Genomic DNA, 19,195 nt, shown 5'->3' on the forward strand with positions numbered 1-19,195 from the left:
CCCTGGCCCCCCCGTTGGGGGTTGGGAGGGTGGGGGGGGAAAAAACGCGGCGATGGGTTTTTTTCTTTTCCTTTTGGGGGGGGGGGGGGGGGCCCCCCCCCCCCCCCCCCCCCGCCTGGCGTCAGCCCTGGATCACTTGCTGCAGTGGTCGCCGTTGTTGTCGCCGCCGCCCGGCATCTTGTCGAACAGCGCGGCCTCGACGGTCGGGACGCCGGTGATCAGGTCGCCGGTGAACAGTTCGTCCACGTTCATCGCTTTCTCCCTTACGGTTTTCAGTGGACTCCGCGGCTGATGCTGCGGAGTTGGACCCGTCCGACTGCCGGACCCTTGCGAAGAAGGCAGCCGGACGGGGTGCCCGCCGCTTCGAGCGGTGGGCCCTCCCTTGTCACAGGCGGGGAGCCTGGACGCGTGACGGGGAGGAGTCAGGTGGGTGTGGATGCGGCGGCCATGCTCGGGACGAAGCCGACCGATCCCGAGATGGTGAGGATCAGGAGCGGTCCGGCGTAGCGGCCGACGACTGCGGCCAGCCCCTTCACAGTCGCTCTCCACGGCTGCGCTCGTTGACCTCGCGTACTGCGGCGCTCAACTTCTCCCCATCCTCGGGCGTGGTGCGGCGGTGCTGCGGGCAGCGGCATGGCGGGAACCGATTCGAACCTGGCGGCAGATCCACGCCCTCGTAGGCGCCAATCCTCAACACCCCGTCCGTGCCCAGCTCCTCGGTCATTCGGGCCAGGCGGGCCCGTGCTTCGCTTCTCATCCATCAGTCCCTCAGACGACGGCTGCGGCGAGGTCTCGCCGTTTCCCTGCTGTCTCTACGCAACCGTGTGACCACGCACAGCGGTACCGTTTGCGCAGCACCAGGACTTGAAAACCTTGAAAGTTCGCAAGGTCACGGGGAGTTGAGGGCATGGCCAAGCGTGAACCGAACGTGGCACTCGGGCGCCTGCTCACTGAAAGCCGCTGGACTCACCGCCAGTTCGCGCGGGCGGTGAACCGCATCGGCACCGAGACCGGAACGCCCCTGCGCTACGACGAGTCGGCAGTGAGCCACTGGCTCGGAGGCACCATCCCCCGCGGCGCGGTGCGCGCATGCATCCTCGAAGCCCTCTCCCGCCGCCTCGGCCGCCCCGTCACCCACGCCGAGGCCGGGCTGCCCGTTCCACGCGATCGCTCCTCCGCGGCTGCGGATACCGTGGAAGGGGTGATCGACCTGGGGAGGCTGGATATGGACCCGACCCGCCGCAGTGTCCTGGGGGTCGGCCTGTTCTCCGTGGCCGTCACCGTTCCCGGCTGGCCTGATGTGGTCGGGCGTGCCGATGCCGTCCAGTCCGGCCGTGCCGCACGCATCGGTATGAACGAAGTGGACATGGTCATCGCCATGACCGAGCGTGTCTCAGAACTGGACGATGAGTTTGGCGGCCGTCACGCACGCCCCATGGCTGCCTCGTTCATGGTCAACACTGTGGCCTCCTACCTGCGTGCCGACGCACCCGAGGACGTGCGCAAGGCGATGCTGTCCGCCGCCTCGGATCTGCTCTACCTGACCGGCTACATGGCCGTGGACGAAGGGCTGCACGGTCTCGCGCAGCGCTACTACGTCAAGGCTTTGGAACTGGCGGGCGCGGCTGAGGATCACCTGACGTACTGCACCACCCTGCGAGGGATGAGCGTCCAGGCGGTCGACCTCCGCCACGGGGCGAAGGCCATGGAGTTGGCCGATGCCGCTGCCGCCGCCTCCCCGAAGGCCGGCCCCCGGATGCTGGCCTTCCTCTCCGGTCAGCAGGCTCATGCCGCCGCGCAGACCGGCGACCGTAATGGCGCGCTCCGCCACATCCGGGAGGCTGAGGCGGCCATGGACCGTGCTGAGTCGCGCGGCAAGGCGTTCGGCTCGTACGACCCCTCTTCGCTCAACTATCACGTCAGCCAGGTACGTTACGAACTCGGCGACAGGTCCGGAGCCGTCGAAGCCATGCAACAAGCCGACAGGCTCCGCCCCAGCGTTTACCAACGCACGCGAGTACACCGTCGTGGTCTGTTGGCTGAGCGGCAGCTGGAACTCGGCCACCTGGAAGCGGCCTGCACCACCTGGCACCAGGCTCTCGACGACTACCCCAAGGTGCAGTCCGGCCGCGCCGACGACCGCGTGAAGTCGATGTTCGGCCTCTTGCGCCCTCACCTGAAGAACGCGGCGGCCCGCGACCTGTATGAGCGAGCACGGACAATCGCACCACCGTCGCTGGTCGCCTGATCTTCGCCCCGTTTCAAGCTCAGCCACAGAAAGTCAGCCACGACGGCGGGTGCGCCGAGAGATCACCCGCCACGTGTGTCTCCAGCAACCCGCGCCGGCCTCAGCCACGCCATTTCGATCCGTCACGGCATCCGCCCGGCTTCCACCTGACCGGTGGCAGTGGCCTGGGCTTCTCAGCCGCGCCCTCGCGCACGACCCGCCTGGCAGAGACGATCGCGGCTTCCGGCTGCGGCGGCCCGACATGGCGTTGCGCGGCGTGCGGCGCAGTCTTCCTGGCGGCGCTGCTGCGCACGATGTTGTTACTTCCTAGATCATCAGCTCGCTTGCCTGACGCTAAGCGCTGAGCGGACGGGGGCCGTCGCCAGCGGGGCGGCAGACAGGAGCGGGCGGCGGCCACCGGCCGCCAGCGCGCGGGGGGGGGGGGGGGGGGGGGGGGGGGGGGGGGGGGGGGGGGGGGGGGGGGGGTGTGGGGGGGGGGGGGGGGGGGGGGGGGGGGGGGGGGGGGGGCGGGGGGGCCCCCCCCCCCCCCCCCCCCCCCCCCCCCGCGGCGGCCCGCGTCAGCGGGCCGCCCTTGAAATCAAGTAAAGAAACTCTGAACAGCTCGGCTCGGATTGCCTCGTGCCCTGCCGCTGCGTTCGGCCGGGTTCAGCGTCTCCGCCACTCCACCGCCACCCTGCTCCTGGAGCAAGGCGTCGACCTCGTCGTGATCAAGGAACTCCTCGGCCACGCCCACATCGGCGTCACCGCCGGCGTCTACGCCCACGTCCGACTCCGGCTCCAGCGCCAAGCCATCGACACCCTCAACGACGCCCTCGGACCGGCTGACGACAGCGACAACGAACCACCCGGCGCAGCCGTCGTCCGCTGACGTTGCCGTCATGAACCGCAGAAGCCTCGCCAGGAACACCTGGCGAGGCTTCTCGCTTTTCTCCTGATTTTCAGCTTCAGCCGGACTCTCGCCAGCGCGTTACAGCACGCTGGCACAGCGCGAACGCGAAGGACCCGAAATCATCCCCGAGCCTCTCCATGCTCTCGCGGTCCACAACTCCGGGATTCCAAACGAGAACGGGATACTCGCCTTCCTGATTCACTTGAGAAGAATCGAGAACGACCAGTCCCCCCATTCCGTCAAACATTGCAACAATCAGATCGGATGGCATTCCGAACCGGCTGCGAGCATCCAGGGTTTCCGTTACGGAACCCAACAATTTCTGCCCCATCGCGGGCGTCTGATATACGCCGAGGAATTCTTCACCGGCAATATCCCAGGTCCCGAACTCTTCGATCAGACGGCGGTACGAGGAAGGGAAGGCCACACCCAGATCACTCTCGGCGGCGGCCATCGTCCCTGCGTCACAGCCATCGGCGTGGTTCGCGATGTCATCGTTCCCGCGAACCAGCTCAATCAGTCGCTCACTCGCCTCGACAGCGTTCATCATCCACCAAATCCTGCCGCTCGGCCCTTCCAGTACTGGGATTTCCAGGCGTTGAAGGCATCTCGATCGATCCCACTGGGGATCCTGGTGCCTGCCTTCCAGTGCAGCTGATTGTAGTTCCCGAAGTGCATCGAGTGCGTCACCTCAGCGATCGGCCCGTCCTGCGTCTGGAGCATGTGATGAAGGTTCAGCGGCTTGTCGTCCGGACCCATCGGGGCCAGCCCCTGCTGCATTCTCTTGAGATTGCTTCGACCGTACTTGTCCGCAGGTGAAAAGTAGTCCGGATTCACTAGATCATCCCGCTGATAGATGCGCTGACCGTTGTATTCGGTCGGCGACCAGAATTGGCAGTTTGAGTTGTGAACCAAGACTGGCGTCGAGCCCGCCAGCACATAGTACGCATGAAGGTCGTCGACAGTGAGGTTATAGGTCCGGACATGGTCGGTGTAGGCGCGGTTGTCCACGACCGTCACTGGGGTGCCGTCGTCGCTGCGAAGTGTCATGCCTCGCTTGAGCTCACCAGCCTCTACCCACCGACGCTCCGAGGGCGACCAGAAGGGGTGCCCGTGGGTGGCCGTGAGTTTTTCTCGCCCATTTTTAGTGGCGATCGCGAGTTCGTTAAAGTCCTTGTCGCTGTCGACGACGATCAGACGGAGCACCTTGCGGCTACCACCCCTCCCCGACTCCGGGTCAGTGGCGGTAACCTCGTCGCCCTCCTTAATTTCCTCGATATTCTTTTTCTTTCCGTCGGCCATCAAGACCTGAGTACCGGCAAGGAAGCAGTTGCAGTCACTCTTCCTGGCGGCCCCCCGATTCGATCCGCTGCCGCGATATCCCTCACCACCAACCAACGACATGGTGAACATGTCTTCCATTGAGTGGTTAACGAGCGGCGACCGGACAGGACGGCCATTATTTTTCAGGGCCTCGAGAACGTTGCCTGTGTTGCACTCCAGGAAAGAGCAGGCATTGTGGAAGAAGGTGTCAATTTCCCCTTCCGTGGCACCGTAGTACCACATGACGACTGCACTACGGTGAATATCTCCGGCGCTCGGCCCTTGATACTTCTTGGCGATGCGCTTGTACGCGGCCTCGCTGGTGTTCTTGGAGTTTCGCACGTAGGGCTTGCCCGTGTTGTACATGACCACGGCTTGAGAAAATGCAGCCCAGGCGTCATTAAATGCATCTTGTCTGCACTGTTCGACCTGCTCTTGCCTACGCTCCATAGCCAGGTCCGGGTCGTACAGTCCGGAAGGATCGCTACGGGTGACAGGACTGTTGTGACTGTAGGCGTACCCATTCACCTGGAGTGGATCAGCAATATCCACGATGGGGTCGGCCGAGATGAAGCGACCGTTTGATTGGTCGTACTCGCGAGCCCCAAGGTGCGTCAGCCCCGTAGCCGTGTCGTCCACCCCGACGCCCAAATAGCTCCGCTTGTTAGGCCAAGCCGCCGGCTTCGCCCCCCGCACCTCCCCATACGGCTTGAAAGCCCGCCGCGTGATCGGCTGCCCCGGCGACTCCTCCACCGACGTCGACGCCGTCCCCAGCTGGTCGCTCAGCAGAACACTCAGCTTGTGACCCGACGTCGCGCCATCCGTCGTCGACCGGACCACCGTCGGCGCGCCCGCCTGCCCGTAGGAACGGCTAGCACGCGTAATCTTCCCCGCCGCCGTAGTCAGCTCCGTCTCGCCCAGGTACAGCACGCTCCCCGACGGCGAGTTCTCCAGGACGCGGTTGCCCTCGGCGTCGTAGACGTACTGCGTCTTGACGCCGTTGACCGTCGCCGTGTCGACCTTGCGCTCCTGGGTCCAGGTGAAGCGCTGGGTGACGTCGGCCAGGTCGCGGACCGTGGTGTTGCCCGTGCGGTCGTACTCGTAGGCGCTGCCGCTGCCCGACGGCGTGGACGTGACGTCCGTCAGCACGTGGGGCTGGATCAGGGTGCTCGGGCTCGTTCCGTTGCCCGTGATCGTCGTGCCGTAGCCGTACCGGAGGGACATGTCCTTCGTCGCGTCCGCCGGGTCGTGCTTCACCTGCGTGGCGCGGTTGCCGAGGACGTCGAAGGTGTAGCTGTCCCAGTAGCCGGTTGCCCCGCCCGAGACCGAACCGGGCGCCGGAGCCGCCGCCTTCAGCGACGCGGTGAGTGTCGTGTCCGGGCTGTTCTTGTCGGAGACCGTGTCGGCCGCGTTGGCGATCGGGCCGCCCGACGCCGCGCCGTCCCCGTTGTATCCCCACTGCTGGCCGCTGTCGGACTTGCAGCCCACCGACGCCGTGGCCGGGGTGATGTTGGACGTCCAGGCGTGGACCAGCTGCCCCATCGCGTCGTACGTGAAGCACTGGTTGTCCCAGACGGAGACACTGTTGTCCGTCAGCCGGCGGGCGTTGGACGTGACGTTGCCCGCGACGTCGTACGAGTAGTAGCTGTCGTTGACCCGGTGGGAAGGAGCCGTCTCGCGGTCCGTGACCGTGCGCTGGAGTCGGCCCGTGTGCTCGTCTACGAAGTTCGTCGTCCAGACCCGGTACGGCTGGGGGCCGCTCACCACGCGCAGCGGTTCGCCGTACGGGGAGTACGTGACGTCCGTCGTGTACCAGTTCTGCCCGGATGTCGACTCTGCCAAGCCGTCGCTGTTGTAGCGGGTGACGACCTTCTCGGCCGCCAGGCCACCCACCGCCGGCAGCGTTACCGACAGCGGCTTGCCGGTCGGCGTGTACTCGTAGGCGTACTTGTACGTGCCGGACACGCCCGTCGTCATCGCGTTGGCCGGGACGACCGTTTCCTTGCCGGTGGGCCGGTAGCCGGTGTCGTAGCCGGTGACCCTGTTGATGTAGTCGCCGCTCTTGTCGTGGCGGACCGACTCGACGGGCTGGCCCAGCGCACCCGGCAGGGTGTCGAACGAGAACTCCTTCACCGGCGGAGCCGTCGTGGAGCCCTCGCGGACCGCGACGATCCGGCTCAGCTCGTCGTACGACGTGTACGTGCTGCCCCTCGCGTCCGTCACGCTGACCAGGCGGTCCGCGTCGTCATAGCCGGACGTCGTGTCACCCGTGTCCGGGTCGGTCGAGGCGATCAGACGGCGGCGGGCGTCGAAGGTGTACGTCCAGGCGTTGCCCGCCGGGTCGGTGACCTTCGAGCGGTTGCCCCGCGCGTCGTACTCGTAACTGGTCTGGCGGTACTCGGTGGACTGCGGGTTGGTGAAGTGCTGGATCGCGGTGACACGGCCGCGCGCGTCCGTGAGGGTCTTCACCGCGGGGGCCGCGCCGCCCGCCGGGACGGCGTACGTGCTGGTGTCCTGGTAGCTGGTGGTCGCCGCGTAGACGGACTTTCCGCCGAAGAGCGTGGACACCCGGATCGGCCGCTCCAGGCCGTCGTACGTCGTACGCGCCATGCTCGGCACCAGACTGTCCGAGGCCCGCTTGAACTGCGCGGCCTGCGGGTCCCCGGCCGCCAGGTAGGGGTTCGTCTGCTCCCGGACGAGGCCGTGGTCGTCGTAGCGGGTGTCCGCGATGACGCGGCCGGGGCCGTGCGCCTCGCCCTGCGTCTGCACGGCGCGCATCAGGCCGTCGTAGACGGTCACCTGCTTGGCGTAGTCGCCGTCGTCCTTGATGTTCTCGACGGTGACGGCAGTGGGCTTGGTCGTCGTGTCCGTCGCCACCGCCATCTGGTAGGTGATCTTGACGTCGGGCGTCTGGGTGCCCGAGGAGCGCACCGGAGTCCAGCCCTTGACGAGGCGGCCGAGCGCGTCGTACTCGCTGCGCGCCACACGGCCGTTGGCGTCGGTGACGGTCAGCGGGAGCGCGCGGCCGGGGTCGAGCGTCGTGGTGGTCGCGAAACCCTTGGGGTTGATGATCTTTGTCGAAGTGACGGGTCCACCCGCGTCACCCGGCGTGTACTGGGTCTCGGTGGTCCCGACCAGCGGCTTCTTGACCGTACGGACGCGGCCGAGCGGGTCGTACGTCATCGTGACCGCGGGGCCGTAGGCGCTGCCCGCGCCGTTGGTCTCTTCGATCGTGGTGGCGAGTCCCTTGGTGGGAGTCTCGCCGTAGACCAGCCCGTCGTAGGACGTCCGGGCGGCTCCCGTCAGCTGCGTCGACGCGTCGGCGTCGGCGTAGTCGGCACACGACGTACTCGTCGAGCGGATCTGCTTGGGCAGTCCGATGAGGTTCGTGCCCTCGTTGTGGACGTAATCCGTCTTCGCGCAGGTGTAGTCGCTGAGCGTCTCGCCCCCGGTCCCGTTGGGCCGGACCACGGCGCTCTGGACCTCGATGGGCAGACCGTGGTCGTCGTCGACCTTGGTCGTGGTGCGGATCGCCTGCCAGCTGGTGTCGACCGTCTGAATCTCGTCGGTGCGCTCAACTCCGGTGCGGTGGGCGAGCAGGGCACCGGCTCCGCCGTCCCGGTCCCGCGAAGCCGTCTGCTTGGACCAGGGGAAGCTGAGAGTGCGCTTGAGCACACGGCCGCCGCTGCCGTCGTACGTGATCGACTCGGCTCCCCGACCTGATGGTCGTCAGCGGCGACGGCGACCTGCGCACCTACCCCTCCCAGGCTCTGGCGGACCTGTCCAAGGGCACCGGTGGCCTCGGCTACTCCATGTCCGGCGGCTACCGGGGCAACCCCGACAAGGACCCCAACGGCACCGACGGCAGGCCGATCTACACGGCGGCCCCGAGCGGCTACTGGAAGAACACCCTCATCACGCACCTCGGTGACGTCTACGGGGGCGACGGTCTCCAGGATCTCGTCGCCGTCCGCGAGGGCAGGCTCTGGGTCTACCCCGGCGACGGGTACGGCGCGGTCAACATCGACAAGCGCCAGGAGATCCTGCTGCCGTCGAACGCGCCCAGCCCGGCCTCCATCACCCAGATCGTCTCCGCCGGGGACGCCACCGGTGACGGCAAGCCGGACTTCTTCCTCCGGGTCGGGGACGCCTTCTGGGCCCTGGTCGGTTACAACGGCGCCACCGTCGACCAGGCGGTCCAGCTGTCACCGGACGCATGGAGCGGCCGCGACATCGTCACCGTCCAGGACGTCACGGGCGACGGCACCGCCGATCTGATCTACCGCAGCGACAGCGCCGGGCAACTCACGCTGCGCGTCGGCAAGAAGGCCGCCACCGGCGGGGTCGACCTGAAGTCGCTGGCCAGCGCCGCGGGCTCCGCCAACGGCTCCGACGGCGTCTACGGTGCCTCCAGTTGGGGCCGGAGCAACATCAGGCTCCTCTACGGCACACCTGACGCCGACGGCGACGGCGTCCCCGACATCTGGGTGATCAAGGCCGACGGAACCGTCCGCTTCTACTCCGGTGGCCGTACCACGATGCCGACCGCCGGGATCCAGATCAACAGCGGCTGGCAGTCGAAGCCGGCCATGGGCTGAGTGCACGACGAGGGGCCCGGACGTAGCGTCCGGGCCCCTCGTCGTATCTCGATCACTCAGCCCTTGGGCACACGCGACCTGCCGTCCGGCCACAGCCTGGGGCTGCGCTTGGCGGCCACGTCCTCGACCCAGCCGAAGCTCAGGACGCACAGGCCGATCAGTACCCAGGTGAACGCGAGCACCGGCCAGGCGCTGTCAAGCAGCCACGGCACACTCTCGCCCAGGGAGCCGACCCCCCACAGCTGGTCCCACATCGTCGCCGCGGCGAGGATGCACACGTTGTGCCAGAGGTAGACCGTCACCGCGCGCGAGTTGAGCAGGGTGATCAGCCGGTCCCAGCGGCGCAGCCGCGGCGGCCACTCGGACCACGAAGGGCTGAAGTGGAGGAGCAGCAGCACGGCGCCGAACGACCAGAGGGCCTGGGCGAGCGGGATCCCGTCCAGCTCGTTCCCGCCCCCGAAGTCGTTCCGCATGGCCCACCAGAGGCCGACGCCGAGGATGAACGGGGCCACCGCCGGGACGATGTACCGCGGAACGCGGCTCAGGACGCCCTGCTGATGGGCCATGCCCAGCACCCAGCAGGCGCCGAACGTGGAGAAGTCGGTGATCGTGGAGTCGATCCGCTCCGGAAGGTCGAAGCTGCCGACGGTCATGACCGCCGAGAGCACCAGCGGCGCCAGGATCGTCGTCCACGGCACCTTCCGCAGGTAGCGCAGGATGAGCGGCGACAGCAGGACGTACCAGAGGTAGGCGCGCAGGTACCAGAGCGGCTCGGCGACGTTGCCCGCCCAGGAACCGTCCAGGAAACCGTGGACGCCGGCGAGGTCGGACGCGTACGGGGGGTCGCTCAGCGGGACGATCCAGAAGAGGAGATGGGTCCACCACCATCCCGGATGTCCATCCGCGTCGGGGCCCCAGCCCTGGGCGATCATGCCGGTGACACCGATCGCGCCCAGCAGCCACATCGGCGGCAGCAGGCGCCGCATCCGGCTGCGGATCACCTGGGGGGCCGGGCGCTTGAGGGAGCGCCCCATGAGGTTGCCCGCGAGCGCGAACATGACGCCCATGGACGGGAAGGCCAGCGGCAGCCAGGCCCAGCCCATGAGGTGGTAGAGGACGACACGGAACAGGGCCAGCGCCCTGAGCAGGTCGAAGTAGCGGTCGCGGCCGGGCTTGCTCGGCGCGGGCGCTTCGGGCTTGTGGCGCAGGGCCGCCGCCGGCGGAGACAGATAGCGGGAGTCCGCTCCCTGCTCGGAGACGGAATCGGCTCCCTGCTCGCTGGTCCCGTACGGTCCGGGCTGCGGCCAGGCGCCCGCGGGCTCGGTGGTGGTCATGCGACGGGCCTCCGGTCGATGTTCTCCTTGCTGTTGCGCTGCGTCGGAATGCCCCCCGGCGCCTCCACAACCCCCGTACGCCGCAGCTTCTGCCACCGCAGCCGACCGCCGGTGAGGGCGGTGATCCAGGACTGGAGGAGCACCACGTACATCAGCTGGCGGTAGAGGACCTGCTGGAGCGGGAGCGACACCAGGTGGGTGAGGCGTTCGCGGTCCAGGCGGAACGCGTAGGCCGCGCAGACCAGTTGGATCACCAGGACGCCCAGCCAGGCCACCACGGTCTTCTGCGTCGGGCCGAAGACCAGGCCGTACAGGAGGAAGACGTCGATCAGGGGGGCGAGGAGGGGGGCGAGGACCATGAAGAGGGAGACCAGGGGCAGGCCTACTCGGCCGAAGCGGCCCGACGGGCCGCGCTCGAAGACCGCGCCGCGGTGCTTCCAGATCGCCTGCATGGTGCCGTACGACCAGCGGTAGCGCTGCGACCAGAGCTGCTGTACGGACTCCGGCGCCTCGGTCCAGGCGCGCGCGTTCTCCGCGTACACGACCCGCCAGCCGTCGCGGTGCATCGCCATGGTGACGTCGGTGTCCTCGGCGAGGGTGTCCTCGCTGATGCCGCCGACCCGCTCCAGGGCGGTGCGGCGGAAGGCGCCGACCGCGCCGGGGATGGTCGGCATGCAGCCGAGCACGTCGTACATCCGGCGGTCCAGGTTGAAGCCCATGACGTACTCGATGTGCTGCCAGGCGCCGATGAGCGAGTCGCGGTTGCCCACCTTGGCGTTGCCCGCGACCGCGCCGACCTTCGGGTCGCCGAACGGCTGCACCAGCTCGCGTACGGTCGACGGCTCGAAGACGGTGTCGCCGTCCATCATCACGACGATGTCGTAACGGGCGTGCCTGATGCCGTTGTTGAGCGCCGACGGCTTGCCGCCGTTGACCTGGCGGACCACCCGGACGTTCGCCAGCCACATCGCCTCGACGATGTCCGCGGTGCCGTCGGTGGAACCGTCGTCGACGACGATCACCTCGATGCGGTGGTCGCTGGCCATCAGCGAACGCACGGTGTTGGCGATGCACTCGCGCTCGTTGTACGCGGGGACGATCACCGAGACCGGCTCGGTGACCTCGGGGCCCCAGCGGAACCCGCGCGCCCGCACCTTGCGCGCGTGCAGGAACGACAGGATCAGCATCAGGCCGAACCGGGCGAAGACCAGCACGCCGATCACGGCGAGCCCGCCCACCAGGACGTCGGTGGTGTTCTCGGAGACCTGGACGGCGAAGACGAACGCCTTGCCCTTCCACAGGTCGATGCCGGTGACCGGGGTGTGCGCGCTCGGCGCGTTCAGAGCCTCGGTCAGATTCACGAACGTGTAGCCCTTGCCCTGGAGCTGGGGCAGGAAGGTGTCGAGCGCGGCCACGGTCTGCGAGCGGTCGCCGCCGGAGTCGTGCATCAGGACGATGGCGCCCTTGCCGTGCTTGGGCGTGGCGTTCTTGATGATCGTCTCGATGCCGGGGCGCTGCCAGTCCTCACTGTCCGTGGAGTCGAGCGCGGTGATGTACCCGCGGCTTCCCACGTACTTGATCACCGGCCAGTTCTGGTCGTCGATCGCGTCCGCGAACGACGAGTACGGCGGCCGGAAGAGGGAGGTGCGGATGCCGGCGGCGCCTTCGAGGGCCAGCTGGTTCTGCGCGAGCTCCCAGTCGATGCGGGCGTGCGACTGGTAGGAGAGGTCGGGGTGGTTGAAGGTGTGCAGGCCGACCTCGTGGCCCTCGTCCACCATCCGCTTGACCAGATCGGGGTAGCGGGCGGCGTTGGCGCCGGTGACGAAGAAGACGCCGTGCGCGTGGTACTTCTTCAGCTGGTCGAGCACCTTCGGGGTCCAGGTGGGGTCCGGGCCGTCGTCGAAGGTGAGCACCAGTTTGTGCTTGGGGATGTCGAGGCTGGTGGGCTTGCCCGTGCCCCGCGCGTCGATGACCGGTCCGCCGTCCAGGATGCGCTCGGGCACGGTGTCGGTGGACGCGTCCGGGCGGATGCGGTGGTCGGCGGCTATCTCGTTGTGGACGTACCCGCGCAGCATCAGCATCGCGAAGAGGGCGACGAGGAAGAGCAGGGGCAGCAGATAGCGCATCGGCAGGCTGCGGCGTCTTCGTGTACGAGGGGTCGTGGCGGAAGTCGTACGACGGGTCGTACGGCGTGGGGCTTTCACGTGCTGGCTCCAGAGGGCGGAGTCGGCTTCGTCGACAGGCCCGTCGGGCTGCCGGACGTGCCGGTGGGGAGGCCGGGGCTCGCCGAGCGGCCGCCGACCGGCTTCGCGCTCTGCGAGGTGCCGGGGTGCGGGGAGGCGCCGGTGGGCTTGCCGGAGTTCTTCGTCTTGCCCGGCTTGGGGGTGCCGGAGGCCTTGGCTCGTGCGGAGCCGGTGGCCGGGGGGTGCGTCCTGCTCTTGGCGGGGACGCCGGGCCTGGCGCCCGGGCGGGTGGGGCGGGAGTCGGTGGGGGCCGGTGTGACCTGGACCGTCTCCGTCGTCTTCTCCTTGGCGGCGGGGCCGGGTATGCCGAGCCAGGGCGCGCGGGAGCTGCCGCCGAGCAGACTGCCGACGAGCATCACCGCGTAGCAGGTGCACGCCAGCCCGAAGACCCAGCCGAGCCGGCGCAGGTTCTTGCCGCGGCGGCCGCTCTCGTCCACGAAGACGGGGCCGTCGGGGTCACCGGCGGGGACCGGCGCCTGCGCCAGGTCCTGAGCCGGGAAGCGGGCCTGGACCTGGGTCCGGGCCTGCGTCTGGTCCTGAGTGCGGCCCTGTGCCTGGGGGTTGCCCGGCAGGCGTCCGGCGACGTTCAGTTCCATCGTGAAGTCGTCGAGAGGCCTACGGGGCTCCTCGAACGGGTTCAGGGGTCGCCCTTGAGGGGCGTCTTTTCGCCAATTGTCCACTTTGCGTACGCACTTCCCCACTGGATGATTCGCGGGTTGCGCGCACTCCTCTAGCGGGCACTGCGTTCCGGACCGGGTCCCCACCCGTTCCACGCACCCCCACTACCACACCGCACCCGGGGAATGAATGTAGCGCACGCTGCTGTGAGCCACGTTCACGCGCCAAGTGTTGTTCCTCAACTGGAACACCAAGGTGGCATCAGCGGGACATGAGGGACAGATCCCCCTCCGGAAGCCAGCAATCAGGGGGCAGTTCGAGCCACCCGGCTGCCCTTCCCATCCGCCGGGCGACCTCCCGGAGAACCTCCAGGCCAGGGTGGTGCAGCCCCTTGCGCCACACCAGCGACACCGGTGACAGCGGTACGGGCCCGGTCAGCGGCCGCAGCACCATCCCGGGTATCTCCATGAAGTCCGTGCTGGCCAGAACGGACCAGCCGCGCCCCAGCACCACCCGGGCGAACTCCTCCTTCCCGGAGATCTCCGGGAAGGGCGCGGCCAGTTCCGCACCCCGCCCCGCGAAGAGCCGCGCGGCCAGATCCGTCCACTCGGCGGTGGCCGGATTACCCGCCCCGGCGTACAGCGTCTCGCCCGCGAGCGCGTCCACCGGCACCTCCTCCAGATGCGCGAGCCGGTGCCCGTCGGGGAGCAGCACCGCCATCCGCTCGTACCGCACGGGCTGGTGCGAGAGGCCCGCGAGCACCGAGGGGTCGAGCCCGGCGACCCGGCCGAAGGAGACGTCGAGGCGCCCGGCCAGGATCTCGGCGGCGGCCCCGGTGAGCCCGCTCAGATAGCGCGCCACGAACTCCTGCCCGGCCGCCGCCTCGCGGGCCCGCACCAGCACCCGGTGGCCGGTGCCGACCGAGGCGCTGACGTCGACGAGCAGCGGGCGGGCCTCGGCCGCCCACCCCGTCCGGAGCTCGTCGTGCGCGGCGAGCACCCGGCGCGCGTACGGCAGCAGCCGCCGGCCGTCGGCGGTGAGCTCCACCGCGCGCGTGGTCCGCACGAACAGCTCGGCGCCCAGGTCGCGTTCGAGCCGCCGCACGTCCCGGCTGAGCGCCTGCTGGGCGACGAAGAGCCGGGCGGCGGCCCGGGTGAAGTGCAGTTCCTCGGCGACGGCGGTGAACGCGCGCAGCAGCCGGGGGTCGATGTCCTGGGTCACGGACGGCAGTCAACCGCACGGACGTCAACAGCAGAAGACCTTCGTCGGGCCACTGACAGCGGAAGTGCGTGAATGGCCTCTGATCAGGTGTTGGACGCCCGTGCCCCACCCGGGCGAAGCTCGGTGCATGCCGCAACTGATGACCGTCTCGGGTTCGACCCTGGTGCTCGCCGGGCCCGTTCCGTACGAGCGCGAGCCCCGCCGCAAGGCCCGCGAGAAGGCCGCACGGACCGCCCCCTACCGCCGCCTCTTCGCCGTCCCCGGCGCCCGCGCCTTCACCCTGGGCAACCTCATCGCCCGGCTCCCCATGGGCATGTTCAGCGTGAGCGCCGTGATCATGATTGCCGGGTCGCGCGGCTCGTACGCCCTCGCCGGGGCCGTCACCGCCACCGGCCTCGCCGCGACCGCGCTGGTCGCGCCCTGGACGGCCCGCCTGGTCGACCGCCACGGCCAGGCCCGGGTCGCCGTGCCCGCCACCGCGATCGCGGTGCTCGGCTCACTGGCGCTGCTGCTCTGCGTACGCCTCGGCGCGCCCGACTGGACGCTGTTCGCCGCGTACGCCGCGACCGCCACCACCCCGAACACCGGCGGGATGTCCAGGGCGCGCTGGGCGCACGTCCACCGGGGCGACCCGGCGGCCCTGCACACCGCCAACTCCTTTGAACAGGCCGTGGACGAGCTGTGCTTCATGCTCGGCCCGGTGGCCGCCGCGCTCCTGTGCACGGCGCTGTTCCCGGAGGCGGGCACGCTGATGGGCGCGGTGCTCCTGATGACGGGCGTGCTGATCTTCTCGGCCCAGCGCTCCACGGAACCGCCGGCGGCCCCGCGCACCACCGCCCGCTCTCCCCTGCGCTCCCCCGGCCTCGCCCCGCTGCTCGCCGTCTTCCTCGCCACGGGCGCGGTGTTCGGCTCGATGGAGGTGGTGACCCTGGCGTACGCGTCCGGGCTCGGCCACGGCCCGTCGGGCGGCGCGGTCCTCGCCCTCCAGGCGGCCGGGTCGGGTGCGGCGGGCCTGGTGTACGGCTCGGTGCGGCCGGCCCGTTCCGTCTCCCGGCGGCTGCTCGTGTGCGTCGGCGCGATGACGGCCCTGATGTGCCTTCCGCTGCTGGCGGCGCGTACCGGTTCGCTGGTGGTCCTGGCCGCCGCCCTGCTGCTCGCGGGCGCGGCGACCGCGCCGACCATGGTCACCGGGATGACCCTGGTCCAGCGCCTCACGCCCGAGGGCCGCCTCAACGAGGGGATGACGCTCGCGGTCACCGCGATCCTGGGCGGCATCGCGGCCGGCTCGGCCACGGGCGGCTGGCTCACCGACCACACGTCCGGCCCGACGGCCTACCTCGCCCCGGTCTGCGCGGCGGGCCTGGCGCTGGTGGCGTGCGCGGCGGGCCCGGCGCGGCGCGCGTGACGGCGTACGACGAAGGCCCGGTCGCTGCGATAGCGGCCGGGCCTTCGTCTCACATGGGATGACGGGATCTGGGGGACATGCCCCCAGAAGCAGAACGAGACGGATCCTGCTCGCGCGGTCGGCGAGCGGGATCCGCCCATCCGTCTTGTGGAGATGGCGGGAATCGAACCCGCGTCCAACGGTGCAGAATCAGGGCTTCTCCGTGTGCAGTTCGCTGCGCTTTTCTCAGCCCCGGAGATCACGCGAACAAGTCTCCGACGGGCTCAGTCACTGTTTGATTTCCTTCTGGGCCCCGTGACCGGGCTCAGAAGTTTAGATCCCTTGATGATGCCAGGATCCGGGTCGGGATCACCCCCGGGCTGACACTTCGCAAGTCGCTACTTAGGCAGCGAGGGCGAAGGAATCGCGCTTGGTGTTGGCGATTATAGGTTGCGACATATGGTTAACGAGATCATTGCCGCTTCCTCGACACGCTTCCCCTGCTTCGACATCCGCTGTCGAAACCGATCATCCCCATGTTTTGTTAACAATGTGCTCCACCCCGGGGGGCGGTGCTGAAGCCATGGTACGCGACGCGGACCGCGGCTCGCCAGGACATTTACGCCCGCTGGCGGCGGCGGGCCGCCGAGATCGCCCGGTTCGTCTCGCGGGTGTCCTGTTTCTCCCGCAGCGTCTGGCGCTTGTCGTACTCCTTCTTGCCCTTCGCCAGCGCGATCTCGATCTTCGCCCGGCCGTCCTTGAAGTACATGACCAGGGGCACGATCGTGTGACCCGTCTCCTGCGACTTCGACTCCAGCTTGTCGATCTCGGCGCGGTGCAGCAGCAGCTTCCGCTTGCGCCGCGCGCTGTGGTTGGTCCAGGTGCCCTGTGCGTACTCCGGCACGTGGACGTTGTGCAGCCAGGCCTCGCCCCCGTCGATCTGCACGAACCCGTCGACCAGCGACGCCCGCCCCTGGCGCAGCGACTTCACCTCGGTACCGGTGAGCACGAGACCGCACTCGTAGGTGTCGATGATGAGGTAGTCGTGCCGTGCCTTCTTGTTCTGTGCGACGAGCTTGCGGCCGTCGCCCTTGTCCTTGTCTTTTGCCTTAGCCATAGTGCGGCCATTTTCGCACTACGACCGGCCCCCTAGGCCACTCAATACTGCCTCGGCCCGCTCCTGGGCACGCTCGGTGACCGGTACGTCCGGAGTGATGCCCTTCCCGTCGACACCGTGGCCCGCCGGGGTGCGGTAGTGGCCGACGGTCAGCTCGGCCACAGAGCCGTCCGGCAGATTGGTCGGCATCTGGACCGAGCCCTTGCCGAAGGTGCGCGAGCCCACCGTGACGGCCCGGCCCCGGTCCTGCAGGGCCCCGGTCAGCAGCTCGGCCGCGCTCATGGTGCCGCTGTCGACCAGGACCACGACCGGCCGTGCGGTGTCGCCGCCCCGGTTCGCGTACAGCGCGCGCTGGCGGCCGTGCACGTCGTACGTGGCGACCAGGCCGCCGTCGAGGAAGGCGGAGGCGGCGGAGGTGGCCTCGGTGACCAGGCCACCGGTGTTGCCCCGCAGGTCGAGCAGGACCCCGGCGCCGCCGGGGGCCGCGCGGACCGCTGTCCGTACCCGCTCGCCGGAGCCCTTGGTGAAGGCCGCCACCTTGATCATCACGTCGCCGCCCGACAGCGCGCTCACCGTCACGGCCTCCATGGTGAGCTCGGCCCGCCGCAGCGACTCGCTCCAGGTCCGCCCGGCCCGGTCCAGGCCCAGGACGACCCGGCTGCCCGGGGTGGCCCCGTCGCCGCGCAGCAGGGCGACGACCTCGGTGACCGGCAGGGTGTCGAGCGCGCGGCCGTCGATCGTACGGAGCCGGTCGCCCGCCCTGATCCCGGCGCGGGCGGCCGGGCCGCCGGGCTGGAGGCGGGTCACCTCGACGCGGCCGTCGGCGGTGCGCCGGGCCCAGAGGCCGACGCCCGTGTACCGGCCGTCGAGGGCGTCCTCGAACTGCTCGTACGCGCTCGGGTCGTAGACCGCGCCCCAGCGGTCGCCGCTGCGGCTGACGGCCTCGGCGGCCGCCTCCGTCACCGACTTGCCGTCGGCCACCGCCTCGGCGGCGGCCCGGGCCACGTCGGCGCCCCGGTCGCGGGGCCCGGTGGCGGAGGCGGGCAGCACGTGCAGCGGGGCGCTGTCCTCCTCGGCCTGCGGCAGCGAACCGGTCACCGCGGCGGCCGCCAGGACCGAGACGAAGACCAATGTCAGAGCCGCCCCGCGGCGCACTCCGCGGGGCCTGGGACAGCTGTCCGGACCTGACATGGCGTCGAGTCTAGGACAACGCGAGGGCGCCGCAGGGGCTGTTGCTCCTACGGCGCCCGGGGCACATCTCACACGCTGAAGCGCCTGCGTCACACCTTCAGGTACTTGCGCAGCGCGAAGAACGCGGCGAGGGCGGGCATCAGCACGCTCGCCGCGAGCACCAGCGGCAGCTTGGCGAGGACCGCGTCCCAGCCGATGAAGTTGATCAGATTCAGCTTGTGCGACAGGTCGAGACCGTGGTCGATCATGAAGTAGCGGCCGACGATCAGCATCCCGGAGGCGGCGATGCCGCCGAGGACGCCGGCGAAGGCGGCCTCCATGATGAACGGCGCCTGGATGTAGAAGCTCGAAGCACCCACCAGGCGCATGATGCCGGTCTCGCGCCGTCTGCTGAACGCGGAGACGCGGACCGTGTTGACGATCAGCATCAGCGCCACGACCAGCATCACCGCCATGACCAGCACGGCGGCCACGTTCATGCCGCCGAGCAGGCTGAACAGGTTCTCCAGGATGCCCTTCTGGTCCTGTACGGACTGCACGCCGTCGCGCCCGGCGAAGGCGGTGGCGACCACCTTGAACTTCTCCGGGTCCTTGAGCTTGACCCGGAACGACTCCTGCATCTGGTCCGGCGTGATCGAACCGGCCATCGGCGAGTCGCCGAACTGCTCCTTGTAGTGCTTGAACGCCTCGTCGGCCGACTCGTAGCTGACGGTCTGGACGATGTCCAGCTTCTTCAGGTCACCCTCGATGTCCTTCTTCTGCTGGGCGGTGACGGCGCCCTTGGAGCACTTGGCGACGGACTCGGCGTCGGCCTTGTTGCAGAGGAAGATCGAGACGTTGACCTTGTCGTACCAGTAGCCCTTCATGTTGTTGACCTGGTCCCGCATCAGCAGCGAACCGCCGAACAGGGCCAGGGACAGGGCCACGGAGACGATGACGGCGAACGTCATGGTCAGATTGCGGCGGAGACCGACACCGATCTCCGAGAGTACGAACTGCGCGCGCATGGCGACTGGTTAAGCCTTTCCG

At 69.0% G+C, this 19,195-nt stretch carries 13 protein-coding genes, 1 other RNA gene and 2 pseudogenes; 4 read left to right on the top strand and 12 right to left on the bottom strand.

Going from position 1 to position 19,195, the window contains the following annotated elements:
- Positions 1-532: 532 nt before the first annotated feature.
- Positions 533-757 carry a hypothetical protein gene (locus ACZ499_RS09875; RefSeq protein ID WP_468673519.1) on the bottom strand — a complete coding sequence of 75 codons (225 nt, stop codon included), beginning with the start codon at positions 755-757 and terminating at the stop codon, positions 533-535.
- 150 nt (positions 758-907) lie between these two features.
- On the opposite strand from ACZ499_RS09875, the gene ACZ499_RS09880 reads away from it, so the two are divergent.
- Positions 908-2,248, top strand: coding sequence for a tetratricopeptide repeat protein (locus ACZ499_RS09880; RefSeq protein ID WP_468673520.1), 1,341 nt, complete (start codon positions 908-910; stop codon positions 2,246-2,248).
- A 640-nt stretch (positions 2,249-2,888) separates the two neighbouring features.
- Positions 2,889-3,116, top strand: a pseudogene (locus tag ACZ499_RS09885) (tyrosine-type recombinase/integrase); the annotation flags it as partial.
- 76 nt (positions 3,117-3,192) lie between these two features.
- On the opposite strand, the gene ACZ499_RS09890 reads toward ACZ499_RS09885, so the two are convergent.
- The 3 genes and pseudogenes from ACZ499_RS09890 to ACZ499_RS09900 all read right to left on the bottom strand — a co-directional run.
- Positions 3,193-3,687, bottom strand: a complete 495-nt coding sequence (locus ACZ499_RS09890; RefSeq protein ID WP_468673521.1) for an SMI1/KNR4 family protein — start codon at positions 3,685-3,687, stop codon at positions 3,193-3,195.
- Positions 3,684-3,917 carry an HNH/ENDO VII family nuclease gene (locus ACZ499_RS09895; protein ID WP_468673584.1) on the bottom strand — a complete coding sequence of 78 codons (234 nt, stop codon included), beginning with the start codon at positions 3,915-3,917 and terminating at the stop codon, positions 3,684-3,686. Before ACZ499_RS09895 ends, ACZ499_RS09890 begins: the two co-directional genes overlap by 4 nt.
- Positions 3,918-4,034: 117 nt before the next feature.
- A pseudogene (locus ACZ499_RS09900) lies at positions 4,035-8,183 on the bottom strand (polymorphic toxin-type HINT domain-containing protein); the annotation flags it as partial.
- Here ACZ499_RS09900 and ACZ499_RS09905 point away from each other — a divergent pair.
- Positions 8,183-9,058, top strand: coding sequence for an FG-GAP repeat domain-containing protein (locus tag ACZ499_RS09905; protein WP_468673522.1), 876 nt, complete (start codon positions 8,183-8,185; stop codon positions 9,056-9,058). The pseudogene ACZ499_RS09900 and the gene ACZ499_RS09905 sit on opposite strands and share 1 nt — an antisense overlap.
- Positions 9,059-9,114: 56 nt before the next feature.
- On the opposite strand, the gene ACZ499_RS09910 is transcribed toward ACZ499_RS09905, so the two are convergent.
- From ACZ499_RS09910 to ACZ499_RS09925, 4 genes are all read right to left on the bottom strand, one after another.
- A complete protein-coding gene (locus ACZ499_RS09910) occupies positions 9,115-10,392 on the bottom strand; it encodes an acyltransferase family protein (protein ID WP_468673523.1) in 1,278 nt (425 codons plus the stop codon).
- Positions 10,389-12,518, bottom strand: coding sequence for a bifunctional polysaccharide deacetylase/glycosyltransferase family 2 protein (locus ACZ499_RS09915; RefSeq protein ID WP_468673585.1), 2,130 nt, complete (start codon positions 12,516-12,518; stop codon positions 10,389-10,391). Before ACZ499_RS09915 ends, ACZ499_RS09910 begins: the two co-directional genes overlap by 4 nt.
- 74 nt (positions 12,519-12,592) lie before the next feature.
- Positions 12,593-13,231, bottom strand: a complete 639-nt coding sequence (locus tag ACZ499_RS09920; protein WP_468673524.1) for a hypothetical protein — start codon at positions 13,229-13,231, stop codon at positions 12,593-12,595.
- 283 nt (positions 13,232-13,514) lie between these two features.
- On the bottom strand, positions 13,515-14,474 hold the full coding sequence (locus tag ACZ499_RS09925) for a LysR family transcriptional regulator (RefSeq protein ID WP_468673525.1): 960 nt from the start codon (positions 14,472-14,474) through the stop codon (positions 13,515-13,517).
- 127 nt (positions 14,475-14,601) lie between these two features.
- Here ACZ499_RS09925 and ACZ499_RS09930 point away from each other — a divergent pair, with 127 nt between their 5' ends.
- Positions 14,602-15,879 carry an MFS transporter gene (locus ACZ499_RS09930; protein ID WP_468673526.1) on the top strand — a complete coding sequence of 426 codons (1,278 nt, stop codon included), beginning with the start codon at positions 14,602-14,604 and terminating at the stop codon, positions 15,877-15,879.
- 145 nt (positions 15,880-16,024) lie between these two features.
- Here ACZ499_RS09930 and ssrA read toward each other — a convergent pair.
- From ssrA to ftsX, 4 genes are all read right to left on the bottom strand, one after another.
- Positions 16,025-16,394, bottom strand: a transfer-messenger RNA (tmRNA) gene (gene ssrA, locus ACZ499_RS09935).
- 83 nt (positions 16,395-16,477) lie between these two features.
- Complete coding sequence (gene smpB / locus ACZ499_RS09940; protein ID WP_385541892.1) at positions 16,478-16,975, bottom strand: SsrA-binding protein SmpB; 498 nt, start codon at positions 16,973-16,975, stop codon at positions 16,478-16,480.
- Between the two features lie 18 nt (positions 16,976-16,993).
- Positions 16,994-18,166 (bottom strand): S41 family peptidase, encoded by a 1,173-nt coding sequence (locus ACZ499_RS09945; RefSeq protein ID WP_468673527.1) that lies wholly within the window; start codon positions 18,164-18,166, stop codon positions 16,994-16,996.
- Between the two features lie 89 nt (positions 18,167-18,255).
- Positions 18,256-19,173, bottom strand: a complete 918-nt coding sequence (gene ftsX / locus ACZ499_RS09950; RefSeq protein WP_371653003.1) for a permease-like cell division protein FtsX — start codon at positions 19,171-19,173, stop codon at positions 18,256-18,258.
- Positions 19,174-19,195: the final 22 nt, after the last annotated feature.

The organism is Streptomyces sp. NPDC031265, assembly GCF_055570295.1.